This window comes from Candidatus Omnitrophota bacterium (assembly GCA_028707125.1).
GTDB lineage: Bacteria > Omnitrophota > Gorgyraeia > Gygaellales > JAQTUX01 > JAQTUX01.
The window spans coordinates 852830-876392 of the sequence record JAQTUX010000001.1; the positions used below are offsets into that span (position 1 = coordinate 852830).

The window sequence follows — 23563 nt, forward strand, 5'->3', positions numbered from 1 at the left end:
GAATGGAAGAATTCTTAGACACATTTCTTGATTATCTTTCGGTGGAACGGGGCCTGGCCCGGAATACCATCATCTCTTACCGCAAGGACCTGTCTTATTACCTGAGTTTCTTGAGGGGGCGCAAAGTGGCCGCCCTCTCCGATACCACGAAGGAGCACATAACCGATTTTATGTTCAAACAGAAAGGCCGCGGACTTTCCGCGAACTCTATTGCCAGAGGCCTGGCAGCGATGAGGATGTTTTACAGGTTTCTGCAGCGGGAAAAGGTCATACCTCGCGACCCGACCGCGTTGCTGGATTCCCCCAAGCTCTGGAAGAAGATCCCCGAGTCCTTAAGCCTGAATGAAGTTGAGGCGCTGCTGAACGCGCCGAATTTACGGAACGCGCAGGGCGTAAGGGACAGGGCGATACTTGAGGTAATGTACGCGACCGGTATGAGGGCATCGGAGGTAGTTGACCTCAAACTGGATAATATAAATAAAGATGTCGGTTTCCTGCGCTGCATAGGCAAGGGCAACAAGGAGAGGGTCATCCCTTTAGGCAGAAAGGCGATCTCCGGAGTGGACAGGTATATAAGCCAGGCCAGGCCCGCCCTGTTGAAGGGCAGGGAAAGCCCATATGTTTTCCTGAACAGGTTCGGCGGCAGGATCTCACGGCAGTCATTGTGGAAGATAATAAAGAAATACGCGCGCGTAGCGAATATAAAGAAGCCGATAAAGCCGCACATAATCAGGCATTCGTTCGCTACCCATCTTTTAGAGAGGGGCGCTGACTTGAGGTCTTTGCAGGAGATGCTCGGCCATTCAGATATCTCGACAACGCAGATCTACACGCATGTTGACAGGGACAGATTAAAGAAAGTGCACAAGTTGTTCCATCCGAGAGGATAGGGTTATGCGGGGATATATCGGAAAACTACCGAAGGATGTTGTTGGTTTGCTGAAAATCTGCGCGGATGCCGCGGAGGGGCTTGGTTTTCGCGCCTACGTAGTCGGCGGGTTTGTGCGGGACCTGATCCTCGGGGTGAGGAATCTCGATGTTGATATAGCGATAGAGGGCGGCGGTATCGCGTTCGCGGACGAACTTTCTAAAAAGCTGGGAGGCGAGGCAGTGCGGCACAAGCATTTTGGCACGGCAACAGTCGTATCCAAAGACGGTTTTAAGATAGACATAGCTACTGCCCGTAAAGAGTCATACCACGCGCCGGCGCAGCTGCCCACGGTAAAGCCCGGCCTCATAGAGGACGACCTCAAGAGGCGTGATTTTACCATAAACGCGATGGCAATAGACATAAGCAGGAGCGGCTTTGGCCGGCTGCTTGATCTTTTTGACTGCCGGGAGGACCTGAAGACGGGAAAGATAAGGGTCCTGCACGACAGGAGTTTTATTGATGACCCGACGCGCATAATGAGGGCGGTGAGATTTGAGCAGAGGTATGATTTCAGGATAGAGCCGCGCACGGAAACGCTCTTGCGCGAAGCGGCAGAGCTCAAGATGCTGGATATTGTCCAGAAACACAGGGTGCGCGATGAATTGATGCTTATGCTTAAAGAGGATGAGCCGATACGCTGTATAAAACGGCTGAATAATATATACGGTTTTTCCTTTTTGCATCCCGGATTGAAATTAGACAACAATATCTTCGGCCTGCTTAAGGATGTCGGCGGCGTCATAACATGGTTCAGGAAAAGGTTCCCTTCAAAGCGGCCTTTGGATACCTGGCTTATGTATCTTATGGCCTTGCTTGACAGGTTATCGGTCCCGGCCGTAAATGTGGTATGCGGCCACTTTGCCTTCAGGAGGGGCGAGACAAAGAGGATCATCTCTTGCAAGAAAGACGTTAACAGCGTCATTGGATTCCTCAAGAAGAAGGGCTTAAGGCCGTATTTGATATATAAGAAACTTGAACCCCTGACTTATGAGGTAATACTGCTTGCTTACGTCAAATCAGGGAGCAAGGCGGTAAAACAGAGGGTAGTTGATTTCTTATCAAGCTATAACGAGACGAGAATATCGGTTTCCGGAGAAGATATCCGCGCGATAGGGCTGTCCCCGGGCCCGCGTTTTAAAAAGATGCTGGAAGAAATACTTTTTGCCAAAATAGACGGGCGGATCAAGACCAGGAAGGACGAGCTGGATTACCTTCGCAGGAAGGGCAAGGCAAAGAACAGATAATTCAGGGAGAGGATCAAATGTACAGGGCTGGGAAGGTAGCAGAGGCGATAAGGAGGGAAGTAGGCATCATAATACAAAAGGAGTTGAAGGACCCGCGCATGGGATTTGTGACGGTTACCAGGGTAGAGGTCACCAATGACCTGCGCTATGCCAAGGTTTATTTCAGCACGTTAGGGAAAAAGGAAGACGAACAGAAAAGCATAGACGCGCTTAACAGCGCGTCCGGCTATATCAAGCGGCTGGTTTCAGAGCGCGTTAAACTGAGGTTGTTCCCGGAAATGACCTTTATGATCGACCGCTCGGCGGAATACAGCATACATATACAGGATGAACTGGATAAGATACGCGAACAGAAACAGAGGGAGATAGATGAGCTTAAAAAGGGTGAGAGAGGCGATAGAAAAGAATAAGAGTTTTCTGGTCAGCGCCCACGTAAATCTTGAAGGCGACGCCATAGGCTCGGAACTGGCGCTCGCGCACCTGCTTAAATTAAAGGGTAAATCCGTGGCCGTGGTGAATGATTCAAGGGTCCCTGCCGAGTATTCTTTTATGCCGGCCCAGGAGTATCTGGCGGGGCTTAACGAGGTGGAAAGGCAGGGGCGAAGATTTGATGCCGCTATCCTGGTCGATTGTTCCGATATGGGCAGGATAGGCGCGGTCAAGGCTCTCGCGGAAAGATCCCGGACGATAATAAATATAGACCATCACATCAGCAATGCCAGGTTCGCGGATATAAACTGGGTCGTTCCTCACGCCTCTTCCGCGTCCGAGTTGATCTTTAAATTGTATAAGGCGGAGAAGGCCCGTTTTGATAAGACGTCGGCATTACTGTTATATGTGGGGCTGCTTACCGATACGGGTTCGTTCCGTTATTCAAACACAAGCCCGTCAACTCACAGGATGGCCGCGGAACTGCTGAAGTTCGGGATAAACGCCCGGGATATTTATTCTTTGATCTACGAGGCAAACCCCTATTCAGATATGATGGCGCTTGCCCGCGCGTTTACACAGTTAAAACGGGATGCCGGAGGCAGGGTGATATGGGCCAAGCTAAAGAGGGATTTTTTCACTAAAAGAAAGATCAAGATCGACGTAAGCGATCAGATACTCGGTTTCGCCCGTTCAGTAAAAGGCGTTGAAGTGGCCGTTATTTTTAAGGAGAATCTGGGGGATAGGCGTGAGGTCAGGGTCAATTTCAGGTCCGCGGGCAAAGTGGATGTTGCCGGGATAGCCGCGTCTTTAGGGGGCGGAGGCCACAGGACCGCGGCCGGCTGCACCGTATCCGGAAACATAGACAATATACAGAAGAAGGTATTGGGCATGATAAGGGAGGCGATAAGAAAAATATGATCCGCAAGGACGGAATAATAATAATAGATAAGCCCGCGGGGCTTAGTTCCCACGATGTGGTGCTTCAGGTAAGGCGCAGGCTTAAGGTAAAAAAAGTGGGGCACGCCGGTACTCTTGACCCTATGGCGACAGGCGTGCTTGTGGTATTCGTCGGTTCAGCCACCAAGTTATTCGGCAGCTTCTCATCAATGGATAAGGAATACGCCGCCACGTTCAGGCTGGGAAAGGCGACCGATACAGGCGACCTTCAAGGCAAGGTAATAAAAGAGATGCCTTACGCTCATATAACCGAAGGCCGGGTAAGGGAGGTCTTTAAGCTTTTCACGGGCGATATTGAGCAGGTGCCTCCGATGACTTCGGCCTTAAAACATAAAGGCAGCCGGCTTTATGAGCTTGCCAGAAAAGGCATTTCCGTTGAGCGCGCGCCCAGGAAGCTGAAGATATATGATCTTGAACTGAAGAATTTCAATCCCCCTGACGTAGAGTTTTATCTGAAGTGTTCAAAGGGGACATATGTAAGAAAGCTCGCTGAGGATATAGCTGAGGCGTTATCCTGCTGCGCGTATATTTCTCAGATAAGGCGCCTTTCCGTGGGCGGTTTCACATTAGACAAGGCAGTGAAACTTGACGATGTAAATGAAGGCCATATATTATACTGGAAGAATTAGCCCGCGGATCAAGGGCGCAGTTATTGCCATAGGTATCTTTGACGGTATGCACATCGGCCACAGCGCGCTGCTGGACAAGGCGGTGGGCAGGGCCAGGCGCCTTAAAATAAAAAGCGCGGCGGTCACATTTTGGCCGCATCCGGCTAAGACGCCGGTGATCTGTTCGCTGCATAAACGGCTGGCGCTTATGCGCCGGAGAGGCCTGGATTATTGCCTCATCCTTCCATTTACAAAGATGTTCTCGCGTATCCCCCCGCGCAAATTTATAAATGATATGATCGTGAAGAAGCTCTCTCCCCGGTATTTATTTGTGGGCTCAAACTTTACCTTTGGTAAAGACGCGCAGGGCGATGTGCGGCTCCTCAAGGAGTTCTCCCGTAATTTCAACTTCTCCGTGGAAGAGGTAAAATTGAAAGAGCTCGGCGGAAAGGCCGTAAGCAGCACAGCGATAAGGCGCCTGATAATTAAAGGCCGCCTGCGCCGGGCGGCCAGGTTATTGGGCAGGGATTTTACCATAGAAGGAGATGTGATAAGTTCCAAGAAACTCGGCAGGCACCTGGGTTATCCGACGATAAACGTTGATTACGGCAACGAAGTGCTCCCCCCCGACGGCATATACGCGGCCCGGATCCTTATCGGCACGGGCCTTTATAAAGGCGTCTGCTATATCGGCAGGAGGCCTACTATTGAAAAGGGGATGAGGCGTTCAGTCGAGGTCCATATTTTTGATTTCGCTCAAGATGTATACGGCAGGTATGTTGAAATAAGCCTGCTCAAGTTCCTCAGAAAAGACGCCAAATTCAATACCCTCCATGATTTAACCCGCCAGATATCCCGCGATATAAAAGCGTCCAGGAAGTACCTCTCTTAATTTCCGCGCCTTAAAATAAACACACTTTTTTTCTTGACAAAGTGGCACGCCCGCACTATACTCCTACTATGTTGTGGAGCAAAGTGGTATAAAGTGGAGTAGGCTATGTTTTACGGTGAACACCAGCATTCAATAGACAATAAAGGAAGGCTTGTCCTGCCGTCCCGTTTTCGCGAGACAGCCAAGGCCCATTTCATAGAGAAATTTTTTATAACCAGGGGCCTTGATAAGTGCTTGTTCATGTTCTCCGAAGACGAGTGGCGCACGCAGGAGGCAAAATTCAAATCAATATCTTTTACCAAGCAGCAGGCGCGCGTATTTAACAGGATCTATTTCTCAGGGGCGGTAGAGGCCTCTTTTGACAAGCAGGGGAGGATGCTCATACCCCAATATCTTAAGAACTACGCGGGGATAAAGCGCGATGTGGTCCTGGTCGGTGTATCCAACAGGATCGAGATATGGTCTAAGGACGCCTGGCAGAAGTTTTACGCGGATTACCAGCCTTCTTTTGAACAGATAGCAGAGCAGATATTGGAAACGGAATAATAGTGTGGAAAAATATGAACATAAACCGGTCATGTATAAAGAAGCCATAGAATACCTTGATCCAAAGCCCGGAGATATCATAATAGACGCCACTGTCGGTTTGGGGGGTCATACTGAAGAACTGATAAAGAGGGTGCGCCCCGGAGGTCGGGTCATCGGCATAGACAGGGACGAGGAGTCCCTGTCTTATGCCGGGGACCGGCTCAAGGATTACGCCGATTCCCTGCTTCTGGTGCACGGAGACTTCAGGCAGATCGACGAGATAATGCGCAAGCTCGGCATAGATAAGGTTGACGGGATATTATACGATTTTGGATTGTCTTCCTTTCAGATCCAGGACGCCAAAAGGGGTTTTAGTTTTAACAGAGAGGGGCCGTTGGATATGAGAATGGACAGGAACAGCTACATTTCGGCCTATGACCTTGTGAATAATCTGACTGAAAGCGAGATATCAAACATACTGAAACTTTACGGGCAGGAAAGGTGGCATAACCGCATCGCCCGTTTTGTGGTCCAGGAGCGTTCGCGTTCGCCGATATCCACCACGACGCAGCTTTCAAACATAGTATTGAGGTCCATGCCTTATCATAGAGGGCACTGGCACATACATCCGGCAACGCGCACATTTATGGCGCTGCGTATCGCCGTGAACCGGGAACTGGAGGCGATAGATTCCTCTCTTATTAAATCAGCGGATCTTCTCAACAAGGGGGGCAGGATATGCGCCATCAGTTTTCATTCGCTTGAGGACAGGATAGTGAAGAATAATTTCAAGAAACTCGCCAAGGAAGGCCGGCTGAAGATAGTGACCGCCAAACCGCTGAGGCCGTCATTCCTGGAGATCAGGGAAAACCGCAGGGCGCGCAGCGCCAAATTCAGGGTAGCAGAAAGGGCCTAAATGGTAAAAAGATTCCTTATATGCGCAGTTATAACCACGACCACAGCGTTGCTTTATGTCTATCAGCACACAGAGATATTCAAGCTCGCCTATCTGGCGCAGAAAAGATCCGCGCGCTATCAAGAACTTCTTGATAAGAATACGCACCTGAGATATAATAACAGATGTGTATCTTCTTTGTCTAATATCGGCAGCAGGATGATGAACGAAAGGGAATTTGAGATCCCTGTTTCCGAGCAGATGGTAAGGGTAAACCTTCCCGGCAGCAAAGAGGGCTCTCTGCAAGAGGCGCGGGCGCGGACAAGCCTGTTGAGCCTTTTGAACATCAGATTGCGGCAGGCAGAGGCCAAGACAATAGGAAGGTAGCCTGAGCAGATTCGATTGACTCCAGCCACATTTTAGATAGATCCACAATCTGATTTCAAAGGTGCGCATTAAAAGCTCCATTCCCCGCTTTTATATATTATTCGTTGTAAGCTCCGTTTTTATTTTACTGGTTTCATTCCGCCTTATCTACATTCAATTCTTTAAATCCTCCTACCTTAATTCCCTTGCCGGGAAGCAGCACAATCTTTATGTTGAAATCGAGCCGCAGAGGGGCCGCATATTTGACAGGAATATGCGCCTTGAAGCGGTGAATATGCCGATTGAATCCCTGTATGCCTCTCCCGATGATATAGAAAACAAGGGCGAGGCAGCGGCGGTCATCGCGAAGTACGCGGGTTTGGACTACGGATTTGTCAAGGGCAGGCTGGACAGGCGCAAACAGTTTGTCTGGATCGCCAGGAAGCTCTCTCCGGAAATATCCGATAAGATCGAAGGCCTTAATATCAAGGGGCTGGGTTTTATCAGGGAAAGCAAGCGCAGCTATCCCAACGGCCGCCTGGGAGCTCACATAATAGGGTTTGCCGGCCTGGATAACACGGGGCTTGAAGGGATAGAGCTGGTATATGATAAATATTTAAAGGGCGAAAGCGGCTGGGCGTATGTGCTGAGGGATGCCCGCCAGAAACAGCTATCCATCCAGGACAGGATAACCCCTTCCAAAGACGGTTTTGATGTAGTGCTGACCATAGATGAAGTCATTCAGTTCATCGCTGAGACCGAATTGGAAAAGGCCTGCAAGGCGCATAACGCCAGGGGCGGCAGCATTGTAGTCATGGACCCCGCGACCGGCGAGATACTGGCGATGGCGAGCATTCCGGGATTTAACCCGGATTCTGTCTTGAAGAGAAACCCGGACGCGGTGCGCAACCGCGCGGTATGCGATCTATTGGAGCCGGGTTCGGTGTTCAAGATCGTAGCCGCCTCTGCCGCCCTGGAAGAGGGCTTCTGGAACGAAAGCGATAGAATATTCTGCGAGAACGGCAGTTACCGCGTTGCCAATCATACGCTCCATGACCACAGGCCGCACGGAGACCTTAGCTTTAGAGAGGTAGTTGAACAGTCCAGCAATATAGGCGTGACCAAGATCGCCCAGAAGATGGGGGCCGATGTCATATATAAGTACGCTAAACTCTTCGGTTTCGGCAGCGCGACGGCGGTCGATCTGTCGGGCGAGATAAACGGGATGTTGAAAAAGCCCTCGGAGTGGTCCAAGACCTCCATAGGCGCGGTGCCTATCGGGCAGGAAGTAGGCGTTACCACTATTCAGCTTGCCTGCGCGATCTCCGTGATCGCCAACGGCGGAAAACTTATGCGCCCCTACGTGGTTAAGAGGATACAGGATAAATTTGATGAAGCGATAAAGGAGTATTCTCCGCTGTTCAAGAGGCAGGTGATTTCCGAACCGACATCTCTGAGGATGAGAAGGATATTGCAGGGAGTCGTGGAGCAGGGCACGGCAAAAATGGCCGTCTCCGATAAATTTACCATGGCGGGCAAGACCGGCACAGGCCAAAAGGTAGAGAAAGACGGCCGGTATTCGCACAGCAAATTCATAGCTTCATTCGTGGGGTTTGCCCCGGCTGAAAACCCGCGGCTTGCCATAGCGGTAGTCGTTGATGAACCGCACCCTTATTATTTCGGAGGGGTCGTATCCGCCCCTGTGTTTAAAAAGGTCGCGGAGGAATCGTTAAAGTACCTTGGAGTTCCGGCAGATAAGCTGCATATGGCAGCGCAGAAGGCCAGATGAAATTAAGAGATGTGGTAGCCAACCTGGGTATTGACAGCCAACTGGGGGCATTCGCGGATATTGAGATCAAAGGCGTATCCCGCGATTCCAGGGAGGTATCTTCCGATTTTATATTCATAGCGGTTGACGGCTTCAGGCAGGACGGCAGGGCATTTATAGATGAGGCGATAAGAAGGGGGGCAAGGGCGATAGTTTCCAAATGCGGAGCGCTGCCTGGGCGCGGCAATATCTGTTTTCTTAATGTGGCGGATGACAGGAAGGCGGAGGCGGTCATAGCGTCCAATTTTTATTCCCATCCTTCCAGGAAGATAAAATTGACAGGGATCACCGGCACCGACGGAAAGACGACCACCTCATATTTAACGGAGGCAATATTCAACAAGGGGGGGTTCAAGACAGGCGTGATCGGCACGGTTGAATACAGGTATGGCGGCAAAAGGATGGAAGCGGCGAACACTACTCCGGGAGCGGTTAAATTACAGGCTTTATTGAGCTCAATGTTGAAGGCGGGCATTGACTACGCTGTCATGGAGGTATCTTCCCACGCCCTGGAACAGGCAAGAACGGACGGCCTGCTGTTTAAAAGCGCCGTATTCACCAACCTTAGCCCCGAACACCTGGATTACCATAAGACGATGGAGGCATATTTTCAGGCAAAGTCGCGTTTATTCCAGGGCCTGGGCGCTGGTTCCCGCGCGATAATCAACAAGGATTCTCCGTACGCCGATAAACTTTTGGGTATCTGTAAAGCCGATACCCTGACCTACGGCATTGGGCCGGCGGCTTGCGTGCGGGCGGATGATATAGCGCTTGGCGACACAGGAAGCAGTTTTATAATGCGTACAAGCGGCGCTTCTGTTAAAATAAGCACATCGCTTATAGGCAGGCACAATATCTACAATATCCTCGCGGCTGCCTGCGTAGGCATCAGCGAGGGAATAGATTTGGAAACGATAGCCGAGGGGGTCAAGCAGCTTGTTTTTGTGCCGGGGCGGCTGGAGGCTGTAGACCGCGGACAGGATTTCCGCGTTTTTGTTGATTATGCCCATACTGATCAGGCGCTCCAGAACGTATTAAGCGCCCTGAGGCAGTGCTCGCGCCGCAGGATCATCACGGTATTCGGCTGCGGCGGAGGCAGGGATAAGCTTAAGCGCCCGCGAATGGGCAGGGTCGCTGCCGAGATGTCGGACCTCTGTTTCATTACATCGGATAACCCCCGCGATGAAGAGCCGCTTGATATAATCAAGGATATCCTGTCCGGCATCAGCAAGAATAACTTTAAGGTCGTGGCTGACAGAGGACAGGCGATCTGTGAGGCAGTGGCGGAGGCGGATACCGCGGACGTGGTCTTGATCTGCGGCAAGGGCCATGAGGATTACCAGATATACGGCAAGAAAAAGATCAGGTTCAGCGACAGGGAGGCAGTAGAGGAATGCCTGCGGCATTTACCGTTGAAGAAATAATCCGGGCAACAGGGGCGCGGCTGGTTTCAGGCGGCTTCAACCGCCTGATCAAAGGCGTTTCCATTGATTCCAGAAAGCTCAAGGCGGGTGAGGCGTTTATCGCCATTAAGGGCGAGCGCTTTGACGGCCATTCATTTATAGGCGGCGTCTTAGAAAAACATCCCGCCGCCGTTATAGTGGAAAAAGAGGGCGCGGCCGTTTGCATACCGAAAGATATCTGCCTTTTGCGGGTGCCTGATACAAGGCGGGCGTTGGGCGATATAGCGGCATTCCACAGGAACAGATTTAATATCCCGGTCATAGCGGTCACCGGTTCAGCCGGTAAGACAACGGCAAAAGAGATGGCGGCGCACATCCTTTCTGCCAGGTTCAAGGTACTGAAGAATGAAGGCACGGAAAACAACCATATAGGCGTGCCTTTGACGCTGCTTCGGCTTAATAAGAGCCACCAGGCAGCGGTGATTGAGCTGGGGACAAACCATTTCGGGGAGATAGAAGAGTTATCAAGGATATCCTCGCCGAATGTAGGCATAATTATAAATATCGGGCCCGCGCATCTTGAGTATCTCGGAGACCTGTCCGGCGTGCTGAAAGAGAAGGCGTCTCTTATAAAGAATTTAAGGCATCCTGCTGTCGCGGTGCTGAATTCAGACGATCCGATGTTAAGGAAGATAGCCCCTGCCAGAGGGGCCCGCGTATTTAGTTTCGGGGCCAACGCGGCCGCGGATATGGCGGCGTCGGAGATCTCCTTGAAGGCGGATAAATTAAGGTTCAGGGTAAATTCGCGATGCGGCATAAAACTTGGCACCCTCGGCAGGCATAATGTATATAACGCGCTGGCAGCCATCACGGCCGCGCGGATCCTGGGGATGGGTTACGCGGCCATAAAACAGCGGCTGGCGAGTTTCAAGTTTCCTTCGGGCAGGCTTAATCTTCTAAAGCGCGGGGATTTTTTTCTTATAGATGATTCTTACAACTCTAATCCCTTGAGCCTGGAAAAGGCGCTTTCAGCCTTATCGGGTTTTACCGCCGCCGGAAGGAAGATCCTGGTTATGGGAGATATGCTTGAACTGGGCGAGGACAGGGAACATATACACAGGTCGCTTTGCGAAAAGATCAAAGGCGCCTGCGATGTGTTCATTTCCGTGGGAGACCTGTCAGGGCTGGTCGCCGAAGAGCTGAAAAAAGACGATTTTAATTGTGAGTCCATATTCATATGCGGTTCATCAAAGGATGCCAGGGACATCCTGTTTGAGTCGGTGAGGCCGAAGGCCGATGATGTGGTCCTGATCAAGGGGTCTCGCCGGATGAGATTGGAAGATATCTTAACCTGATCATATTATGTTTTACTACCTGGCGCATTCGCTTCGCGATCTATTCTTCGGATTTAACGTCTTCCGTTACATATCATTCCGTTCCATCGCCGCCGCGATATGCGCCTTCCTTGTATGCGTTATATTCGGGCCGGCCGTTATAAAGCGGCTGACTAAATTCAACTGCCTGGAAAACGTGGATAACGCCCATTGCCCTCAACTTAATGCCTTTCACGAAGGCAAGAAAAACACTCCCGGGATGGGCGGCATACTGATCGTGTCTTCAATACTGATAACCAATCTTTTATGGTCGGATATCTTTAACAAGTACATCATCCTTTGCCTGTTGAGCCTCGTGTATCTGGGTATTGTCGGTTTCATTGACGATTATATAAAGATAATAAAAAGGGACAAGAACGGCCTTTCGGGCAGAGTCAAGCTGGCGTTCCAGATCGTTCTCGGGCTGGGTGTGGGCCTGGCGTTGTTCATTGAACCGGGAAGGACTGTCATGGATGTGCCGTTACTAAAAGGCCCCATATTGGACCTGGGGGTCTTTTATGTCCTGTTCGCTATATTGGTCATAAGCGGCACTTCCAACGCAGTTAATATAGCCGACGGCCTGGACGGCCTGGCAGCCGGAAGTATGATCATGGTTGCCGCGGCATACGGCATACTGAGTTATGTCACAGGCCACGCCAGGATCAGCGAATATCTGCTTATCCCTTTTGTGCCGGGAGCCGGTGAACTGACGGTGTTCTGCTCCAGCGTTTTCGGGGCTGTGCTGGGTTTTCTCTGGTTTAACTGTTATCCTGCGGCAGTATTTATGGGCGACGTGGGCTCGCTTTCCCTGGGCGGCGCGTTGGGCGTGGTGGCGCTGTCCATAAAGAAGGAGCTGTTGCTTGTAATAGTGGGCGGGATATTCGTGGTAGAGATCGTCTCGGTTATTTTACAGGTGGCTTCTTTTAAACTGAGAGGCAAGCGGCTGTTTAAGGTAGCGCCGCTTCATCATCACTTGCAGATGATCGGCTGGAAGGAGCCGAAGATAATCACCAGGTTCTGGATAGTTTCCATTATGTTGGCCCTCCTTACGCTGCTGACGTTAAAATTAAGATGAAAGAATTCAAGGGTAAAAAGGCGGCTGTCCTGGGGGCGGGCCGTTCCGGGCTCGCGGCCGCGGCCCTGCTTAAAGACGCGGGGGCGGACGTGTTTGTCTCCGACCTGAGCGATTCCAGCAAGATCCTGGAGAGCGAGAGATTCCTTGCCGCCCGGGACATAGAATTTGAATTTGGAAAGCACTCCAAAGACAGGATAAAACAGAGCGGCCTTATTGTCATAAGCCCGGGCATAAGCGGGAACTCCGACATAGTGAAGTGGGCGGATGGCCTGAAAATACCCATCATAAGCGAGATCGAACTGGGTTATCTTTTTTGCAAGGGCAGGATCGTGGCGGTCACCGGCACCAACGGGAAGACCACGGTAACCACCCTCATCGGGAAGGTGATCTCGGCTGCCGGCTATAAGTGTTTTACCTGCGGCAACATCGGCAGGCCGTTTTGCGCGGACGCGGGGCAGGCGAGAGAGGGGGATTTTATCTCTTTGGAGGTAAGCTCTTTTCAGCTTGAAAGGACCCAAAGTTTTAAGCCGCGTGTGGCGGTAATGCTCAACATCAGCCCCGACCATATGGACAGATACCGCGATATTGATGAGTATTTTTCCGCGAAAAAGAAGATATACGCCAATCAGGGCAGCGACGATTTTCTTATACTCAATTACGATGACCCGCTTTTGGCCGGCCTGGCAGGCGAGGCGCCTTCCAGGGCGATGTTTTTCAGAGACAAGTTGGAAGATTCCAAACACGGCGTAAAATTGAATCCCAATCACTTCGCGGTTATGGCCGCGGCCGAGGCGCTGGGCATACCTGAGAAGACCTGTATGGCGGTATTCAGGGAATTCAAAGGCGTGGAGCATCGCCTTGAAGCAGTGCGCACGATCAGAGATATATTATTCATCAACGACTCAAAGGCGACCAACGTGGATTCCGCGATCTGGGCATTGAAAAATTTGAGCCGGCCGGCGGTGATCATTGCCGGCGGCAGGGATAAAAATTGCCCGCTGGACCCGGTCTTGCCGCTGGTAAGGCAAAAGGTAAAGCATATGGTGCTGATCGGCGAGGCCACGGATAAGTTCTATGATTTTTTTAAAGATACCGTCAGTATTGATAAAGCCGGCGATCTGGAAGGCGCGGTAAGGGCCGCCTATAAGAGGGCAGCGCCCGGCGACTGCGTCATCCTCAGCCCCATGTGCGCGAGTTTCGATATGTTTGATAACTATGAACATAGAGGGAGAGTATTTAAAGAGATAGTTAATAAATTGACATAGGGAAATAAAACCCTAAACCCGAAACCCTAAACTCTAAATAAACCCAAATGTTAAAACCACAAACCCAAAACTTGATTATGGTTGCTGTTTGTAGTTTTGTGTTTTGAGTTTGTAGTTTGTTTAGTGTTTAGAGTTTAGTGTTTAGAGTTTAAGAATATGAGGCGGACAAGGATAACATTATTCTGCGTGACGGTGGCCCTGATATGCCTGGGCCTGGTGATGATCTACAGCGCCAGTTCGATCTACGCCTGGGAAAACTACAAGGACAGCGCCTTTTTCCTGAAGAGGCAGCTGCTTTACGTCATCTTGGGGGCGATAGGCGGTTTTTTCACGCTTTCCTTTGATTACGCCCTCCTGCGCAAGGCGGCCAAGCCGCTGATGGTATTCTCAGTATTTCTGCTTTTACTTCTGCTCCTGCCGGGTATTTCCAGGGAGGTCTCAGGGGCAAGGCGCTGGTTCAGGTTAGGATTGATCGGTTTCCAGCCGTCGGAGCTGGCCATATTGACAATGATCATCTATGTTTCGGATTTCATCTCCCGCAAAAAGGGCATCGTCAGGGATTTCTATTCCGGGTTCCTTCCGCCGGTGATGGTTTTAGGTTTTGTCACGCTGCTTATATTCCTTCAGCCGGACTTCGGCACCGCGGTAGGGATGGGCACGGTCACGCTGATAATCATTTTCCTGGGCGGCGCGCGGCTGGCCCATCTCGGTTCAATACTCCTGGCGGCTTTCCCTTTCTTATACGTTCTGGTCTTCAGCGTTCCCTATCGCAGGGCGAGGATAATGTCGTTCCTTAATCCCTGGCTTGACCCCAAGGGCAGCGGTTTCCAGATCATTCAATCGCAGATAGCGCTTGGTTCGGGCGGGCTTTTCGGAGTGGGGCTGGGCGAAGGCAAGCAGAAGCTGTTTTACCTGCCTGCCGCGCATACCGATTTTATATTCTCCATAATCGGAGAAGAACTGGGTTTTCTCGGCACAATGGCCGTGGTCATACTTTTTGTCACGTTGATATGGCAGGGCGTAAATATTGCCAGGAACTCTCCGGATCTATTCGGATGTTTATTGAGCGTGGGAGTGACATCAATGCTCGCCTTTAAGGCATTCATAAACATAGGCGTGTCTTGCGGTATCCTGCCTACCAAAGGGCTCCCCTTGCCGTTTATAAGTTACGGGGGCTCTTCCTTATTGTTTGATATGATAGGCGTGGCTATTTTGCTTAATGTGGCAAAACACGCTGAGATATGAAAATACTGATCGCCTGCGGCGCCAGCGGCGGCCACATATTTCCGGCGATAAGTTTCGCGGAGCGCCTGAAGGCAGAGAGGCCTCAAGCGCGGATATTGTTCGTTGTCTCAAAGACGGCGTTCGGCAGCGCGATCCCGGGCGGCTATGATACCAGGGTCATTTCTGTTCTGCCGCCGGCGAGGTTCTTTTCCGCGCGTTTTTTCTGTTTTCTATTCTCGCTGGCCAGGGCATTCTTTGAAAGTATCTCCATCATCCGTAAATTTGATCCCGTCTTAGTAGTGGGATTCGGCTGTTATTCCTGCGTCCCCGCGGTATTGGCGGCGGTTATTTTAAGGAAGAAGACATTGCTGCACGAACAGAACGTTATTCCGGGAAGGGCGCTGCGCCTTCTGGCGCCGTTCGTGAACAAAATAGCGATAAGCTTTCAGGAGACGCGCGATAGATTCGGTTTCTTATATAGGAAAAAGATCGTATTGACCGGCAATCCTTTACGCGGGGAGCTGTTTGGGAAGAGCCGGGATGACGCCTTGAGTTTTTTCGGTTTTGATCCGGGGAAGAAGACGATCCTGGTAATGGGCGGCAGCCAGGGAAGCCGGAAGATCAACAAGGCCTTTATCAGCGCGGCGGCGCCGCTCAAGGATCATCTGTCCATGCAGGTCATACATATTTGCGGCAGGGACGACAGGGAATATCTGGCGGGCGAGTACAAAAGATTAGGCGTAGATGCCCGCGTGTTTGATTTCCTGAAAGATATGGGATACGCCTATTCTCTGGCAGACGCGGTGGTATCGCGCGCCGGGGCTATGGCGGTATCTGAGATCATCGGGCTGGGAAAACCATCCGTGCTTATACCTTATCCGTTTGCCAGGGCCCATCAATCGGCGAATGCCGAGGTGCTTTCTTCGGCGGGCGCCGCCATTGTGATAAAAGATGTCGAGCTGAGCGCGGAATACCTGCGCGGCAGATTATTGCTTTTATTGCGCGAACAGGAAGAAATTGATAGAATAAAGCGGGGGTTATCGGGGTTGGCAGTGCTGGAGGCGGATAAATTGCTGGTTAACAGCGCGTTGGAGCTATCGCATTGATGGGCCTTATCAAGAGATGTTTGCTGCCGCTGGCAGTAATGATGTTTTGTGTTTTATCCTGCCGTGCTGAATCCGTAGCGGGAAAAGAATGGAAAGAGAAAAGGAGCGAGCATTTCATTGTCTATTATGATGAGTTCAACAGGGATTTCCTGGATAAGCTGATAAGGCAGGCAGAGCGCCTGTATACGAAGATCACCGATAATCTGGGATATATGCGTTATGATTACTGGACCTGGGACAACAGGGCGAAGTTTTATATTTATAATGATAAAGACGGCTACGTGTCAGGCACGGGGCAGCCGCGCTGGTCTGAGGGCGCGGCAGATACCTACAACAAGATAATCACGACCTATTACGGCGCTTCAGACATTTTTTTTAACAGCATCCTGCCTCATGAGTTGGGGCATCTTATGTTCAGGGAATTCGTCGGTTTCAAGGCCTCGGTCCCGCTCTGGTTTGAAGAGGGCGTGGCTGTGATGCAGGAGGTATTGATGGATGAGGTGAGGCGGCATTCGGCAAGAAGCAGGGTAAAGAACGCCTGGCGCAACAAGACGTTCATACCCCTGACTATCCTTTCATCCATGTCCGTGAGGGATGAGGATGATGAGTCAAGGGTAGGTTTATTTTATGACGAAGCGCTGATGGCCGTGTATTTCCTGATGGATGAGTTCGGCAGGGAAAGGTTTGTGAGGTTGTGCAGGCGCATAAGGGACGGCGACGGCTTTGCCGAGGCGCTGGTCTCCGTGTATCGCATTAATTCACTTGAAGAGTTGAATGAACGATTTGTTGAATATATAAGCAATGAATAGGCGCGTGCATTTCATAGGCATAGGCGGCATAGGCATGAGCGGGATCGCCAGCATACTGCTTAAAAAGGGCGAGAGCGTAAGCGGTTCCGACCTTAAGCTCAGCGCGGTAACCGATAAATTGAAGAAAGAGGGCGCCAGGGTCTCTCAGGGCCATTCCGCGGCTAACGTGGGATACGCCGACATAGTGGTCTATTCCTCGGCCATCAAGGAGGAGAATCCTGAATTAAAAGAGGCGCGCAGGCGCGGCATTGAGATATACAGCCGCGCGAGGATGCTGGCTGAGATAATGCTAGGTCATAAAGTCGTCACAGTGACCGGCGCGCACGGAAAGACCACCACCACATCCCTTATCTCGCACCTTTTGCAATACGCGGGATTATCGCCGACGGTGGCGGTGGGAGGCATACTGGCCAACATAGAAGATAACGCTTCCTTCGGCAACGGCTCGTTTTTTGTGGCTGAGGCGGACGAATCAGACGGCTCTTTCCTCTGTTATTCGCCGGATTATTCCGTGATAACCAACCTGGATTTTGAGCATATGGATTTCTATGGGACAGAGGAAAAACTCTTTGCCGCGTTCAGCGAGTTCATAAACAAGACCCGCGACAACGGCATTATCTTTGCCTGCGGCGACGACCGCAATTTAAGGCAGATGCTGGCAAAGAGCGGCAAAAAGAGCGTCCTGTTCGGCCTGGATGGGAATACGGATGTATATGCCGGGGATATTGTCCTGAACGGTTTTTCCTCGGAATTTGACTGTTACGCTAAAGGCGCTTTCCTGGGAAGGTTCCATCTGCCTTTGGCGGGAAGGCACAATGTCTCAAACGCCCTGGCTGTAATAGCGGTAGGCAGCGAGGCCGGCGTAAAGGCCGATGTGATGAAAGAGGCCATGGCCTGTTTTCGCGGCATAGGCAGGAGGTTTCAGGTGAGGGCGGAATTAAAAGATGAGCGGATAATCGTAGTGGAAGATTACGGCCATCACCCCACTGAAATAAAGCGGACGCTGGAGGCGGTTAAGTCCTGCAAGTATGACAGGATAATCTGCGCCTTTCAGCCGCACAGGTACACGAGGACGCGGCTGTTGATGGACGAGTTTACGAAATGCTTTGACGCGGCAGACCACCTGATACTTACCGATATTTACGCGGCGTCGGAGCAGCCGATTGAAGGCATTGATTCGCGGGTCTTATATAGAAATATACAGAGCAGGTTGGGCGGCAGGGTGGAATTCGCGCGCAAGGCAGAGATATCCGCGCGGATCGAGCGGATCTTGCGGCCCGGAGATTTTGTTATTATACTCGGCGCCGGAGATATCACAGAGGTATGCGATGAATTGGTGGAAAGGATTGGAAGGAAGGCTGAGGTTAGATGAGCCGCTGCGGCGCCACAGCAGTTTTCGCATAGGCGGCAAAGCGCGCTTCTGGTATGAGCCGAAGGATATAGAGGGCTTGAGAGAGGCGCTTAGGCGGATCAAACAACATTCCATAAAAGCTGCCATAATCGGCGCCGGCAGCAATATCTTATTTGATGATAGTGGATTTAAAGGGGCCTGCCTGCGGCTTTGCTCGCCGGGATTCAGCGCGATCAGTAAGGCGGGAAGCAGTTCTATTGTCTGCGGCGCTGGCGCGATGCTCAAGGATATCGTGAGTTTTGCCGGGAGCCATAATATGGGCGGGGCAGAGTTCCTGGCAGGCATACCCGGGACCCTGGGCGGCGCTATTATCATGAACGCGGGAGTAGAGAGCAGGAACATTTCCGATCTGGTCTCTGAAGTCGATCTTATGGATTATTCAGGCCGCGTCAGGGCGGTCAAGAAAGAAAACATCGCTTTCGCTTACCGGCGCTCTCGCCTGGGCAGGTATATAGTGCTTGGGGCTAAATTAAGGCTTTTCGCGCGCGAAGGGGAGTTGATCGGCAGGGATGTCAGGCGCATCATTGACAGGAGGCTCAAGACGCAGGACTACAGCCATCCCAGCGCCGGGTGCGTATTCAAGAACCCTCCTTCTGATTCAGCCGGCCGGCTCATAGATATCTGCGGCCTTAAAGGAGAAAGGGTCGGCGGGGCAGAGGTTTCCAGCCGCCACGCCAATTTTATAATAAACAGGGGCAGGGCCAGATCGCGGGACGTTATACGGCTGATGAATATAATAAAAGGCAGGGTAAAGGACGAGTTCGGGATATGCTTAGAGCCGGAAATAAAGATATTGGGAAATTAAAGAAAGCTAATGTAGGCATTTTGATGGGAGGGGTCTCTTCTGAGAGAGAGATATCTCTTAAGTCCGGCGCAGCCGTGGCTGCCTGCCTGCGCGAGGCGGGATTCAACATAAAAGAGATAGATATTGCTACGGATAGGCCGGCTGATATAAAGCGGCTGCTGCGGGAGTCAGGGATCGGCCTCGCCTTTATCGCGCTGCACGGCCGGCTGGGAGAAGATGGGAAGATCCAGAAGATACTCGGCGATCTGGGCATTGTTTATACCGGCTCTTCTCCGCGCGCCAGCGATCTTGCCCTGGATAAGGTATCTTCAAGGGTGCTGTTTGAAAAAGGCGGTTTGCATACGCCGCGGTATAGCATTTTGAACAAAAAACGTTCGTTGGATGATCTGCCTGATATTTCCTTTCCGGTTGTGGTAAAGCCGCCGCGCGAGGGCTCCAGCATAGGCCTGTCAATAGTTGATTCGCCTGGCGGCCTGAAACAGGCGTTGTCCCGCGCGTTTGAATATGACAGCAGGGCGATCGTGGAGGAATATATACGGGGGCGCGAAGTGACCGTGGGTATCCTGGCGGATAATGCCCTGCCTGTCATAGAGATCTTCCCCAAAAGAAGGTTCTTTGATTATAGCGCGAAATATAAGAAGGGGTTCACCGAATATATAGTGCCGGCAAAATTAAAGAAGAGCGAATCCTCTGCCTGTAAGGACGCGGCCTTGAAGGCGCACCGGCTGCTGGGCTGCGACAGTTTTTCCCGGGTGGACATCATTCTTTCCCAGGGCGGCAGGCCGTATGTGCTGGAGGTTAACACCATACCGGGCTTTACCGCGTCCAGCCTGCTGCCGAAGGCGGCGGCTTCTATTGGGTTGACTTTTTCTGATTTATGTATAGAATTGTTAAGGTTGGCTTATGAAAAAGAAAAATAAAAAGACATTATCGCTTATAATAATCCTGCTCATTGCCCTGGGTTCAGCCGCTGCCCTCGCGTGGTACGCGGCGCGGGCCGTAAGGTCCTCGGCATTCTTCAGGATAAAGGGCGTAGCCATCGCTTCCAACGCGAAGATAGATGTCTCGCATCTTATAGGCAGGAATATATTTGACGTTGACCTGAGAAGGGAGATCCGGTTTCTCAGGAACAACTATCCCCGGCTCAGGATATTGAGCGTGGTCAAGCGTTTTCCCGACAGGATGATCATAAATTCCCGGACGCGCGCGGCAATAGCGCAGATAAAGTCCTACCGCTACCTGTTCATAGACGAAGAGGCGGTCATATTGCCGGAAGAATCCGATTATGGCAGCAGCACGCTTCCTGTCATCGTAGGCCTGGAGTCAAAGATAAGCAGGCCCAGGTACGGCTGGTCATACGCCGATCTAAAGGAGATCAAGATCGCGTTTGAGCTTATGAAAGAACTGAAAGGTAATCCCGATACCGCCGGTTTAGATATCGCGAAGATAGACGTGTCCAGCCCCGGCAGCCTTTCTTTTTCTGTCAGGCCTTCCGGCTTGCCGATCAAGGTGGGGGATGAGGATATAAAAAAGCGCGTAAGATCGCTGGGGGCTGTATTGCGCAAGCTGGACGCGAAATTGGATAACTTGAGCTATATAGACCTCAGGTTTTCTGAGCCGGTAGTCAAACCAAAATAAATCATGGCAGTTAAGAACAGTATGGTCTGCGGACTGGATATCGGCACGAGCAAAATAGCGGGCTGCCTTTGCCTGGGCGCCAGGGGGCAGCAGAAGCCCGCGTTGTTTTTTTCTTCCGCGGAGGCGCGCGGCATAAAGAAAGGCGTGGTAAACGACGCTGCCTTGTTTTGCGAATCGGTGGATAAGGTTTTAGGCGGCCTGCAGAAGGACTCAGGCGCGCGGTTCAGGGAAGTGCATGTAAGCCTCCAGGGGGATTTTTCCTGCAGGCATTCCAACGCCGCTGTTACGCTCTCTGAACGAGGGAACAGGCAGATAACCAGCCAGGACATCAGGAAAATAAACGAACAGGCAAGGATGCTTGGGGTGCGCCTGGATGAATCGCTTCTGTATTCTTTTCCGGTTTACTACGTTATAGATGACGATGTGAGGAGCGCCAAGCCCGCGGGGCTTTACGCGCGCAAATTTGAGGTGGACCTTTATCTGGTCACCGCCCCGGCGAGCTTAACGGATAACATCGCCCTGGCGATAAATAACGCCGGCTATAATGTGGCCGGCTTTTATTTGTCTTCGGCGGCATTGGGGCATTCCGCGTTAACCGCTGAGGAGCAGGATAAGGGGGTGCTGTTGATAGATATGGGCGCTGAGATCACCGAGGCGGCTGTATTCAAAGACGGCGGCGTCAGGCACCTTGAGATATTCGGCTTCGGCGCGGATGATTTTACGCGCGCGTTAAAGGATGAGCTTAAGATAGGCATTGAGCTGGCAGAGGAGATCAAGGAATCATACGGCACTCTGTTTGTGGAGCAGCTGGACGATAAACAGGAGATCATGATAAACCGGCATGGTTCGTATGTGCCGGTTAAGCGCAGCGAGATTTGCTGCGCGCTGGTAAAGAAGTCAGGGCCCATACTAAAGGCAATGGAGAACAGGTTAAGGTATATCATCAACAAGGAGGAGTTGCCTTGCGGTATTGTGGCGGCAGGGGGCGGCTCTTACCTTGAAGGGCTGCTTGAGGCGATGGAGAAGGTCTTCCATGTTTCCGTAAAGATCGCAGCCATACGCCAGGATCTGACGCAAAAGAAGGAGCTGAAATACGCCACCGCGCTTGGCATCATTAAAATGGTGCTTGAGTCGCGGGAGCAGAAAGAATCATCTCTACCCACCCCCGAAGGCCTCTTCCGCAGGCTATCCGAGAAGCTCAAGGAAGTGTATCAGGAATATTTCTAGTCTTTACCATCTTCCAAGGCGTTTCCCTCTACACACTTACGTGTGTAGAATCCTTTGGCTGCGGATGTATTCTTGCACGCTTTCTAATTCTACTATATCCACTTCTCTAAAACCATATCGCCTTGCCCAGAAATGCTTAGGATTGTAATTCCCCACACGTAAGTGTGGGGTGTTCTCCAATAGTTTCTTACCAGAAACAGATTTTAGTGTTCTTACCATATCAGCCAATTCTTTCCTGTCTTTTGCTTCCAGCAACATATGCACGTGGTTCTTATTGGATTCCATTTCCAAAATATTATAGTTCTTTCGTTGTGCTACCTCTAGAAAAGAGTTCTTTGCTATCTCTTCAGCTTTCGCTTCCAGTGTTTCTCTTCTGCGCTTTGTCACGAACCAGATATGGTAATACATGGTTTTTGCGGAAATTACCCCCCTCTACTATATATGACGCAAAAATCAGCGTTTTACTTGCAAGAAAGTTTAAATATTCTATGAACCCGCTGGCTTCCTCGCTCATATCGGTTTTGCCCCGAATGGTATTCAAAGAGGGCCGGCAAAGGTCTCTCGCAGCTCGGTGCTTGCGGAACTCGCCCTTTTTGCTCCAGCAAAAAGGGCTCAGACAGTCCTCGCACTTTGGGCCTTATAGGCCACAAAGTTCCCTCGCTGCTCGAGCTGCTTTGCCTAAAACCTCAAATTCGCTCGTAAGCCAGCGGGTTCATTTACGAGATGCTCGCTCGTAGGAATATCAAAAATAACTAAGCAATCAGAACTTATTACGGTATAATAGATAGCAGCAAGGAGAACCGTCCCCGATCCAATATTTATATTACAAGAAAGCATAATGTCGACTAATTATTTTCTTGACATATAATATTAAATGTGTTAATCTGTTAACATCTATGAAAGGAGGCAAGCATGCAAAAACAAAAAAATGACACTGAAAGAGATATGGTAAAACATCTGAAGAAATTAGTTATGCTTAGCGAAAATTCCTTGATTATAAGTCTATCTCAACAAGATGTCCCTCATCAGACGATACGAAAAGTTGCCGGAGTTGATATGTCTCGTGTCACCTCGTTGCTTCGCGGGGTAAAGTCTGCAAAAAAGACTGATTAGCGAAAGGAGTACTACTATGCAAAACACTGACAAAATCATTGAGGAATTAGTGGCTATAAAGAAGCTGCTTATGCTTCAATTAATGCGCGATGACGTGGACGCCTCCGTAATTGGGAAGGTACTAGAACTAACCCCTACGCGAATACGACAAATAATACCAGTAAAAGACGTACGCAAATAATAAGGAGCCTTCATAATGAAACGAACTAGGAAAATTGGCGCAGAAGACGAAGTTTCAGTAAAATTGGGCATCTTAATCCGGTTGTTTATTGAATTTCTGATAACATCGGAAAATAAGAACTTTAATACTGGCAACGTTGCAAGAATCTTAAAATCACTCGATATTACACCAACCGAAATTGCAAGAATGTTAGGTAAGAAATCTGTAACTGATGTTGCACCATTTCTTTATCGTAAGAAGTAAGGGGTAGAT

General features: G+C 50.7%; 25 protein-coding genes. 24 read left to right on the top strand and 1 reads right to left on the bottom strand.

The features are described from left to right. Positions 1-2: 2 nt before the first annotated feature. The 22 genes from xerD to ftsA all read left to right on the top strand — a co-directional run bounded on the left by xerD (position 3) and on the right by ftsA (position 22017). Positions 3-890: a site-specific tyrosine recombinase XerD gene (xerD, locus tag PHR44_04265; GenBank protein MDD4909876.1), complete on the top strand. Its 888-nt coding sequence runs from the start codon at positions 3-5 to the stop codon at positions 888-890. 4 nt (positions 891-894) lie between these two features. Further along, a complete protein-coding gene (locus PHR44_04270) occupies positions 895-2175 on the top strand; it encodes a CCA tRNA nucleotidyltransferase (protein ID MDD4909877.1) in 1281 nt (426 codons plus the stop codon). A 17-nt stretch (positions 2176-2192) separates the two neighbouring features. Then, a complete protein-coding gene (gene rbfA, locus PHR44_04275; GenBank protein MDD4909878.1) occupies positions 2193-2585 on the top strand; it encodes a 30S ribosome-binding factor RbfA in 393 nt (130 codons plus the stop codon). Then, positions 2545-3525 (top strand): bifunctional oligoribonuclease/PAP phosphatase NrnA, encoded by a 981-nt coding sequence (locus tag PHR44_04280; GenBank protein ID MDD4909879.1) that lies wholly within the window; start codon positions 2545-2547, stop codon positions 3523-3525. Before rbfA ends, PHR44_04280 begins: the two co-directional genes overlap by 41 nt. Next, positions 3522-4193: a tRNA pseudouridine(55) synthase TruB gene (truB, locus tag PHR44_04285; GenBank protein ID MDD4909880.1), complete on the top strand. Its 672-nt coding sequence runs from the start codon at positions 3522-3524 to the stop codon at positions 4191-4193. The genes PHR44_04280 and truB overlap by 4 nt, the downstream gene beginning before the upstream one ends. Further along, positions 4162-5064: a bifunctional riboflavin kinase/FAD synthetase gene (locus PHR44_04290; protein ID MDD4909881.1), complete on the top strand. Its 903-nt coding sequence runs from the start codon at positions 4162-4164 to the stop codon at positions 5062-5064. The genes truB and PHR44_04290 overlap by 32 nt, the downstream gene beginning before the upstream one ends. Before the next feature lie 105 nt (positions 5065-5169). After that, positions 5170-5610, top strand: a complete 441-nt coding sequence (gene mraZ, locus PHR44_04295; protein MDD4909882.1) for a division/cell wall cluster transcriptional repressor MraZ — start codon at positions 5170-5172, stop codon at positions 5608-5610. 4 nt (positions 5611-5614) lie between these two features. Next, positions 5615-6508: a 16S rRNA (cytosine(1402)-N(4))-methyltransferase RsmH gene (gene rsmH, locus PHR44_04300; GenBank protein MDD4909883.1), complete on the top strand. Its 894-nt coding sequence runs from the start codon at positions 5615-5617 to the stop codon at positions 6506-6508. Next, the gene (locus tag PHR44_04305; GenBank protein MDD4909884.1) at positions 6509-6874 is read left to right on the top strand and encodes a hypothetical protein; all 366 of its coding nucleotides are present in this window, start codon (positions 6509-6511) and stop codon (positions 6872-6874) included. Positions 6875-6935: 61 nt separating this feature from the next. Continuing rightward, positions 6936-8642 carry a penicillin-binding transpeptidase domain-containing protein gene (locus PHR44_04310; protein ID MDD4909885.1) on the top strand — a complete coding sequence of 569 codons (1707 nt, stop codon included), beginning with the start codon at positions 6936-6938 and terminating at the stop codon, positions 8640-8642. Next, a complete protein-coding gene (locus PHR44_04315) occupies positions 8639-10105 on the top strand; it encodes a UDP-N-acetylmuramoyl-L-alanyl-D-glutamate--2,6-diaminopimelate ligase (GenBank protein ID MDD4909886.1) in 1467 nt (488 codons plus the stop codon). The genes PHR44_04310 and PHR44_04315 overlap by 4 nt, the downstream gene beginning before the upstream one ends. Continuing rightward, positions 10075-11439 carry a UDP-N-acetylmuramoyl-tripeptide--D-alanyl-D-alanine ligase gene (locus PHR44_04320; protein ID MDD4909887.1) on the top strand — a complete coding sequence of 455 codons (1365 nt, stop codon included), beginning with the start codon at positions 10075-10077 and terminating at the stop codon, positions 11437-11439. Before PHR44_04315 ends, PHR44_04320 begins: the two co-directional genes overlap by 31 nt. 7 nt (positions 11440-11446) lie before the next feature. Further along, the gene (gene mraY, locus PHR44_04325; GenBank protein MDD4909888.1) at positions 11447-12532 is read left to right on the top strand and encodes a phospho-N-acetylmuramoyl-pentapeptide-transferase; all 1086 of its coding nucleotides are present in this window, start codon (positions 11447-11449) and stop codon (positions 12530-12532) included. Next, a complete protein-coding gene (gene murD, locus PHR44_04330; GenBank protein ID MDD4909889.1) occupies positions 12529-13797 on the top strand; it encodes a UDP-N-acetylmuramoyl-L-alanine--D-glutamate ligase in 1269 nt (422 codons plus the stop codon). The genes mraY and murD overlap by 4 nt, the downstream gene beginning before the upstream one ends. A gap of 156 nt (positions 13798-13953) precedes the next feature. Further along, positions 13954-15042 (top strand): putative lipid II flippase FtsW, encoded by a 1089-nt coding sequence (gene ftsW, locus PHR44_04335; GenBank protein MDD4909890.1) that lies wholly within the window; start codon positions 13954-13956, stop codon positions 15040-15042. Then, a complete protein-coding gene (locus PHR44_04340; protein MDD4909891.1) occupies positions 15039-16127 on the top strand; it encodes a UDP-N-acetylglucosamine--N-acetylmuramyl-(pentapeptide) pyrophosphoryl-undecaprenol N-acetylglucosamine transferase in 1089 nt (362 codons plus the stop codon). Before ftsW ends, PHR44_04340 begins: the two co-directional genes overlap by 4 nt. After that, a complete protein-coding gene (locus PHR44_04345; protein ID MDD4909892.1) occupies positions 16127-16936 on the top strand; it encodes a peptidase MA family metallohydrolase in 810 nt (269 codons plus the stop codon). The genes PHR44_04340 and PHR44_04345 overlap by 1 nt, the downstream gene beginning before the upstream one ends. After that, the gene (gene murC / locus PHR44_04350) at positions 16929-18308 is read left to right on the top strand and encodes a UDP-N-acetylmuramate--L-alanine ligase (protein MDD4909893.1); all 1380 of its coding nucleotides are present in this window, start codon (positions 16929-16931) and stop codon (positions 18306-18308) included. Before PHR44_04345 ends, murC begins: the two co-directional genes overlap by 8 nt. Next, positions 18265-19152: a UDP-N-acetylmuramate dehydrogenase gene (gene murB, locus PHR44_04355; protein ID MDD4909894.1), complete on the top strand. Its 888-nt coding sequence runs from the start codon at positions 18265-18267 to the stop codon at positions 19150-19152. The genes murC and murB overlap by 44 nt, the downstream gene beginning before the upstream one ends. Beyond that, a complete protein-coding gene (locus PHR44_04360; protein ID MDD4909895.1) occupies positions 19116-20072 on the top strand; it encodes a D-alanine--D-alanine ligase in 957 nt (318 codons plus the stop codon). Before murB ends, PHR44_04360 begins: the two co-directional genes overlap by 37 nt. Next, the gene (locus tag PHR44_04365) at positions 20056-20790 is read left to right on the top strand and encodes a cell division protein FtsQ/DivIB (GenBank protein MDD4909896.1); all 735 of its coding nucleotides are present in this window, start codon (positions 20056-20058) and stop codon (positions 20788-20790) included. Before PHR44_04360 ends, PHR44_04365 begins: the two co-directional genes overlap by 17 nt. A 3-nt stretch (positions 20791-20793) precedes the next feature. Continuing rightward, positions 20794-22017 carry a cell division protein FtsA gene (ftsA, locus tag PHR44_04370; protein MDD4909897.1) on the top strand — a complete coding sequence of 408 codons (1224 nt, stop codon included), beginning with the start codon at positions 20794-20796 and terminating at the stop codon, positions 22015-22017. 36 nt (positions 22018-22053) lie between these two features. On the opposite strand, the gene tnpA is transcribed toward ftsA, so the two are convergent. After that, entirely contained in the window at positions 22054-22425 is a 372-nt protein-coding gene (tnpA, locus tag PHR44_04375; protein ID MDD4909898.1) for an IS200/IS605 family transposase, read from the bottom strand. A 504-nt stretch (positions 22426-22929) separates the two neighbouring features. Between tnpA and PHR44_04380 the strand changes: the two genes are divergently transcribed. Then, positions 22930-23130 carry a hypothetical protein gene (locus PHR44_04380; protein MDD4909899.1) on the top strand — a complete coding sequence of 67 codons (201 nt, stop codon included), beginning with the start codon at positions 22930-22932 and terminating at the stop codon, positions 23128-23130. Positions 23131-23326: 196 nt separating this feature from the next. After that, a complete protein-coding gene (locus tag PHR44_04385) occupies positions 23327-23554 on the top strand; it encodes a hypothetical protein (GenBank protein MDD4909900.1) in 228 nt (75 codons plus the stop codon). Positions 23555-23563 lie beyond the last annotated feature (9 nt).

Coding starts and splice junctions, on each gene's coding strand:
- xerD (MDD4909876.1), top strand. CDS start 3: ATGGAAGAATTCTTAGACACATTTCTTGATTATCTTTCGGTGGAACGG.
- PHR44_04270 (MDD4909877.1), top strand. CDS start 895: ATGCGGGGATATATCGGAAAACTACCGAAGGATGTTGTTGGTTTGCTG.
- rbfA (MDD4909878.1), top strand. CDS start 2,193: ATGTACAGGGCTGGGAAGGTAGCAGAGGCGATAAGGAGGGAAGTAGGC.
- PHR44_04280 (MDD4909879.1), top strand. CDS start 2,545: ATGAGCTTAAAAAGGGTGAGAGAGGCGATAGAAAAGAATAAGAGTTTT.
- truB (MDD4909880.1), top strand. CDS start 3,522: ATGATCCGCAAGGACGGAATAATAATAATAGATAAGCCCGCGGGGCTT.
- PHR44_04290 (MDD4909881.1), top strand. CDS start 4,162: ATGAAGGCCATATATTATACTGGAAGAATTAGCCCGCGGATCAAGGGC.
- mraZ (MDD4909882.1), top strand. CDS start 5,170: ATGTTTTACGGTGAACACCAGCATTCAATAGACAATAAAGGAAGGCTT.
- PHR44_04305 (MDD4909884.1), top strand. CDS start 6,509: ATGGTAAAAAGATTCCTTATATGCGCAGTTATAACCACGACCACAGCG.
- PHR44_04315 (MDD4909886.1), top strand. CDS start 8,639: ATGAAATTAAGAGATGTGGTAGCCAACCTGGGTATTGACAGCCAACTG.
- PHR44_04320 (MDD4909887.1), top strand. CDS start 10,075: ATGCCTGCGGCATTTACCGTTGAAGAAATAATCCGGGCAACAGGGGCG.
- mraY (MDD4909888.1), top strand. CDS start 11,447: ATGTTTTACTACCTGGCGCATTCGCTTCGCGATCTATTCTTCGGATTT.
- murD (MDD4909889.1), top strand. CDS start 12,529: ATGAAAGAATTCAAGGGTAAAAAGGCGGCTGTCCTGGGGGCGGGCCGT.
- ftsW (MDD4909890.1), top strand. CDS start 13,954: ATGAGGCGGACAAGGATAACATTATTCTGCGTGACGGTGGCCCTGATA.
- PHR44_04340 (MDD4909891.1), top strand. CDS start 15,039: ATGAAAATACTGATCGCCTGCGGCGCCAGCGGCGGCCACATATTTCCG.
- PHR44_04345 (MDD4909892.1), top strand. CDS start 16,127: ATGGGCCTTATCAAGAGATGTTTGCTGCCGCTGGCAGTAATGATGTTT.
- murC (MDD4909893.1), top strand. CDS start 16,929: ATGAATAGGCGCGTGCATTTCATAGGCATAGGCGGCATAGGCATGAGC.
- murB (MDD4909894.1), top strand. CDS start 18,265: ATGAATTGGTGGAAAGGATTGGAAGGAAGGCTGAGGTTAGATGAGCCG.
- PHR44_04360 (MDD4909895.1), top strand. CDS start 19,116: ATGCTTAGAGCCGGAAATAAAGATATTGGGAAATTAAAGAAAGCTAAT.
- PHR44_04365 (MDD4909896.1), top strand. CDS start 20,056: ATGAAAAAGAAAAATAAAAAGACATTATCGCTTATAATAATCCTGCTC.
- ftsA (MDD4909897.1), top strand. CDS start 20,794: ATGGCAGTTAAGAACAGTATGGTCTGCGGACTGGATATCGGCACGAGC.
- tnpA (MDD4909898.1), bottom strand. CDS start 22,425: ATGTATTACCATATCTGGTTCGTGACAAAGCGCAGAAGAGAAACACTG.
- PHR44_04380 (MDD4909899.1), top strand. CDS start 22,930: ATGCAAAAACAAAAAAATGACACTGAAAGAGATATGGTAAAACATCTG.
- PHR44_04385 (MDD4909900.1), top strand. CDS start 23,327: ATGAAACGAACTAGGAAAATTGGCGCAGAAGACGAAGTTTCAGTAAAA.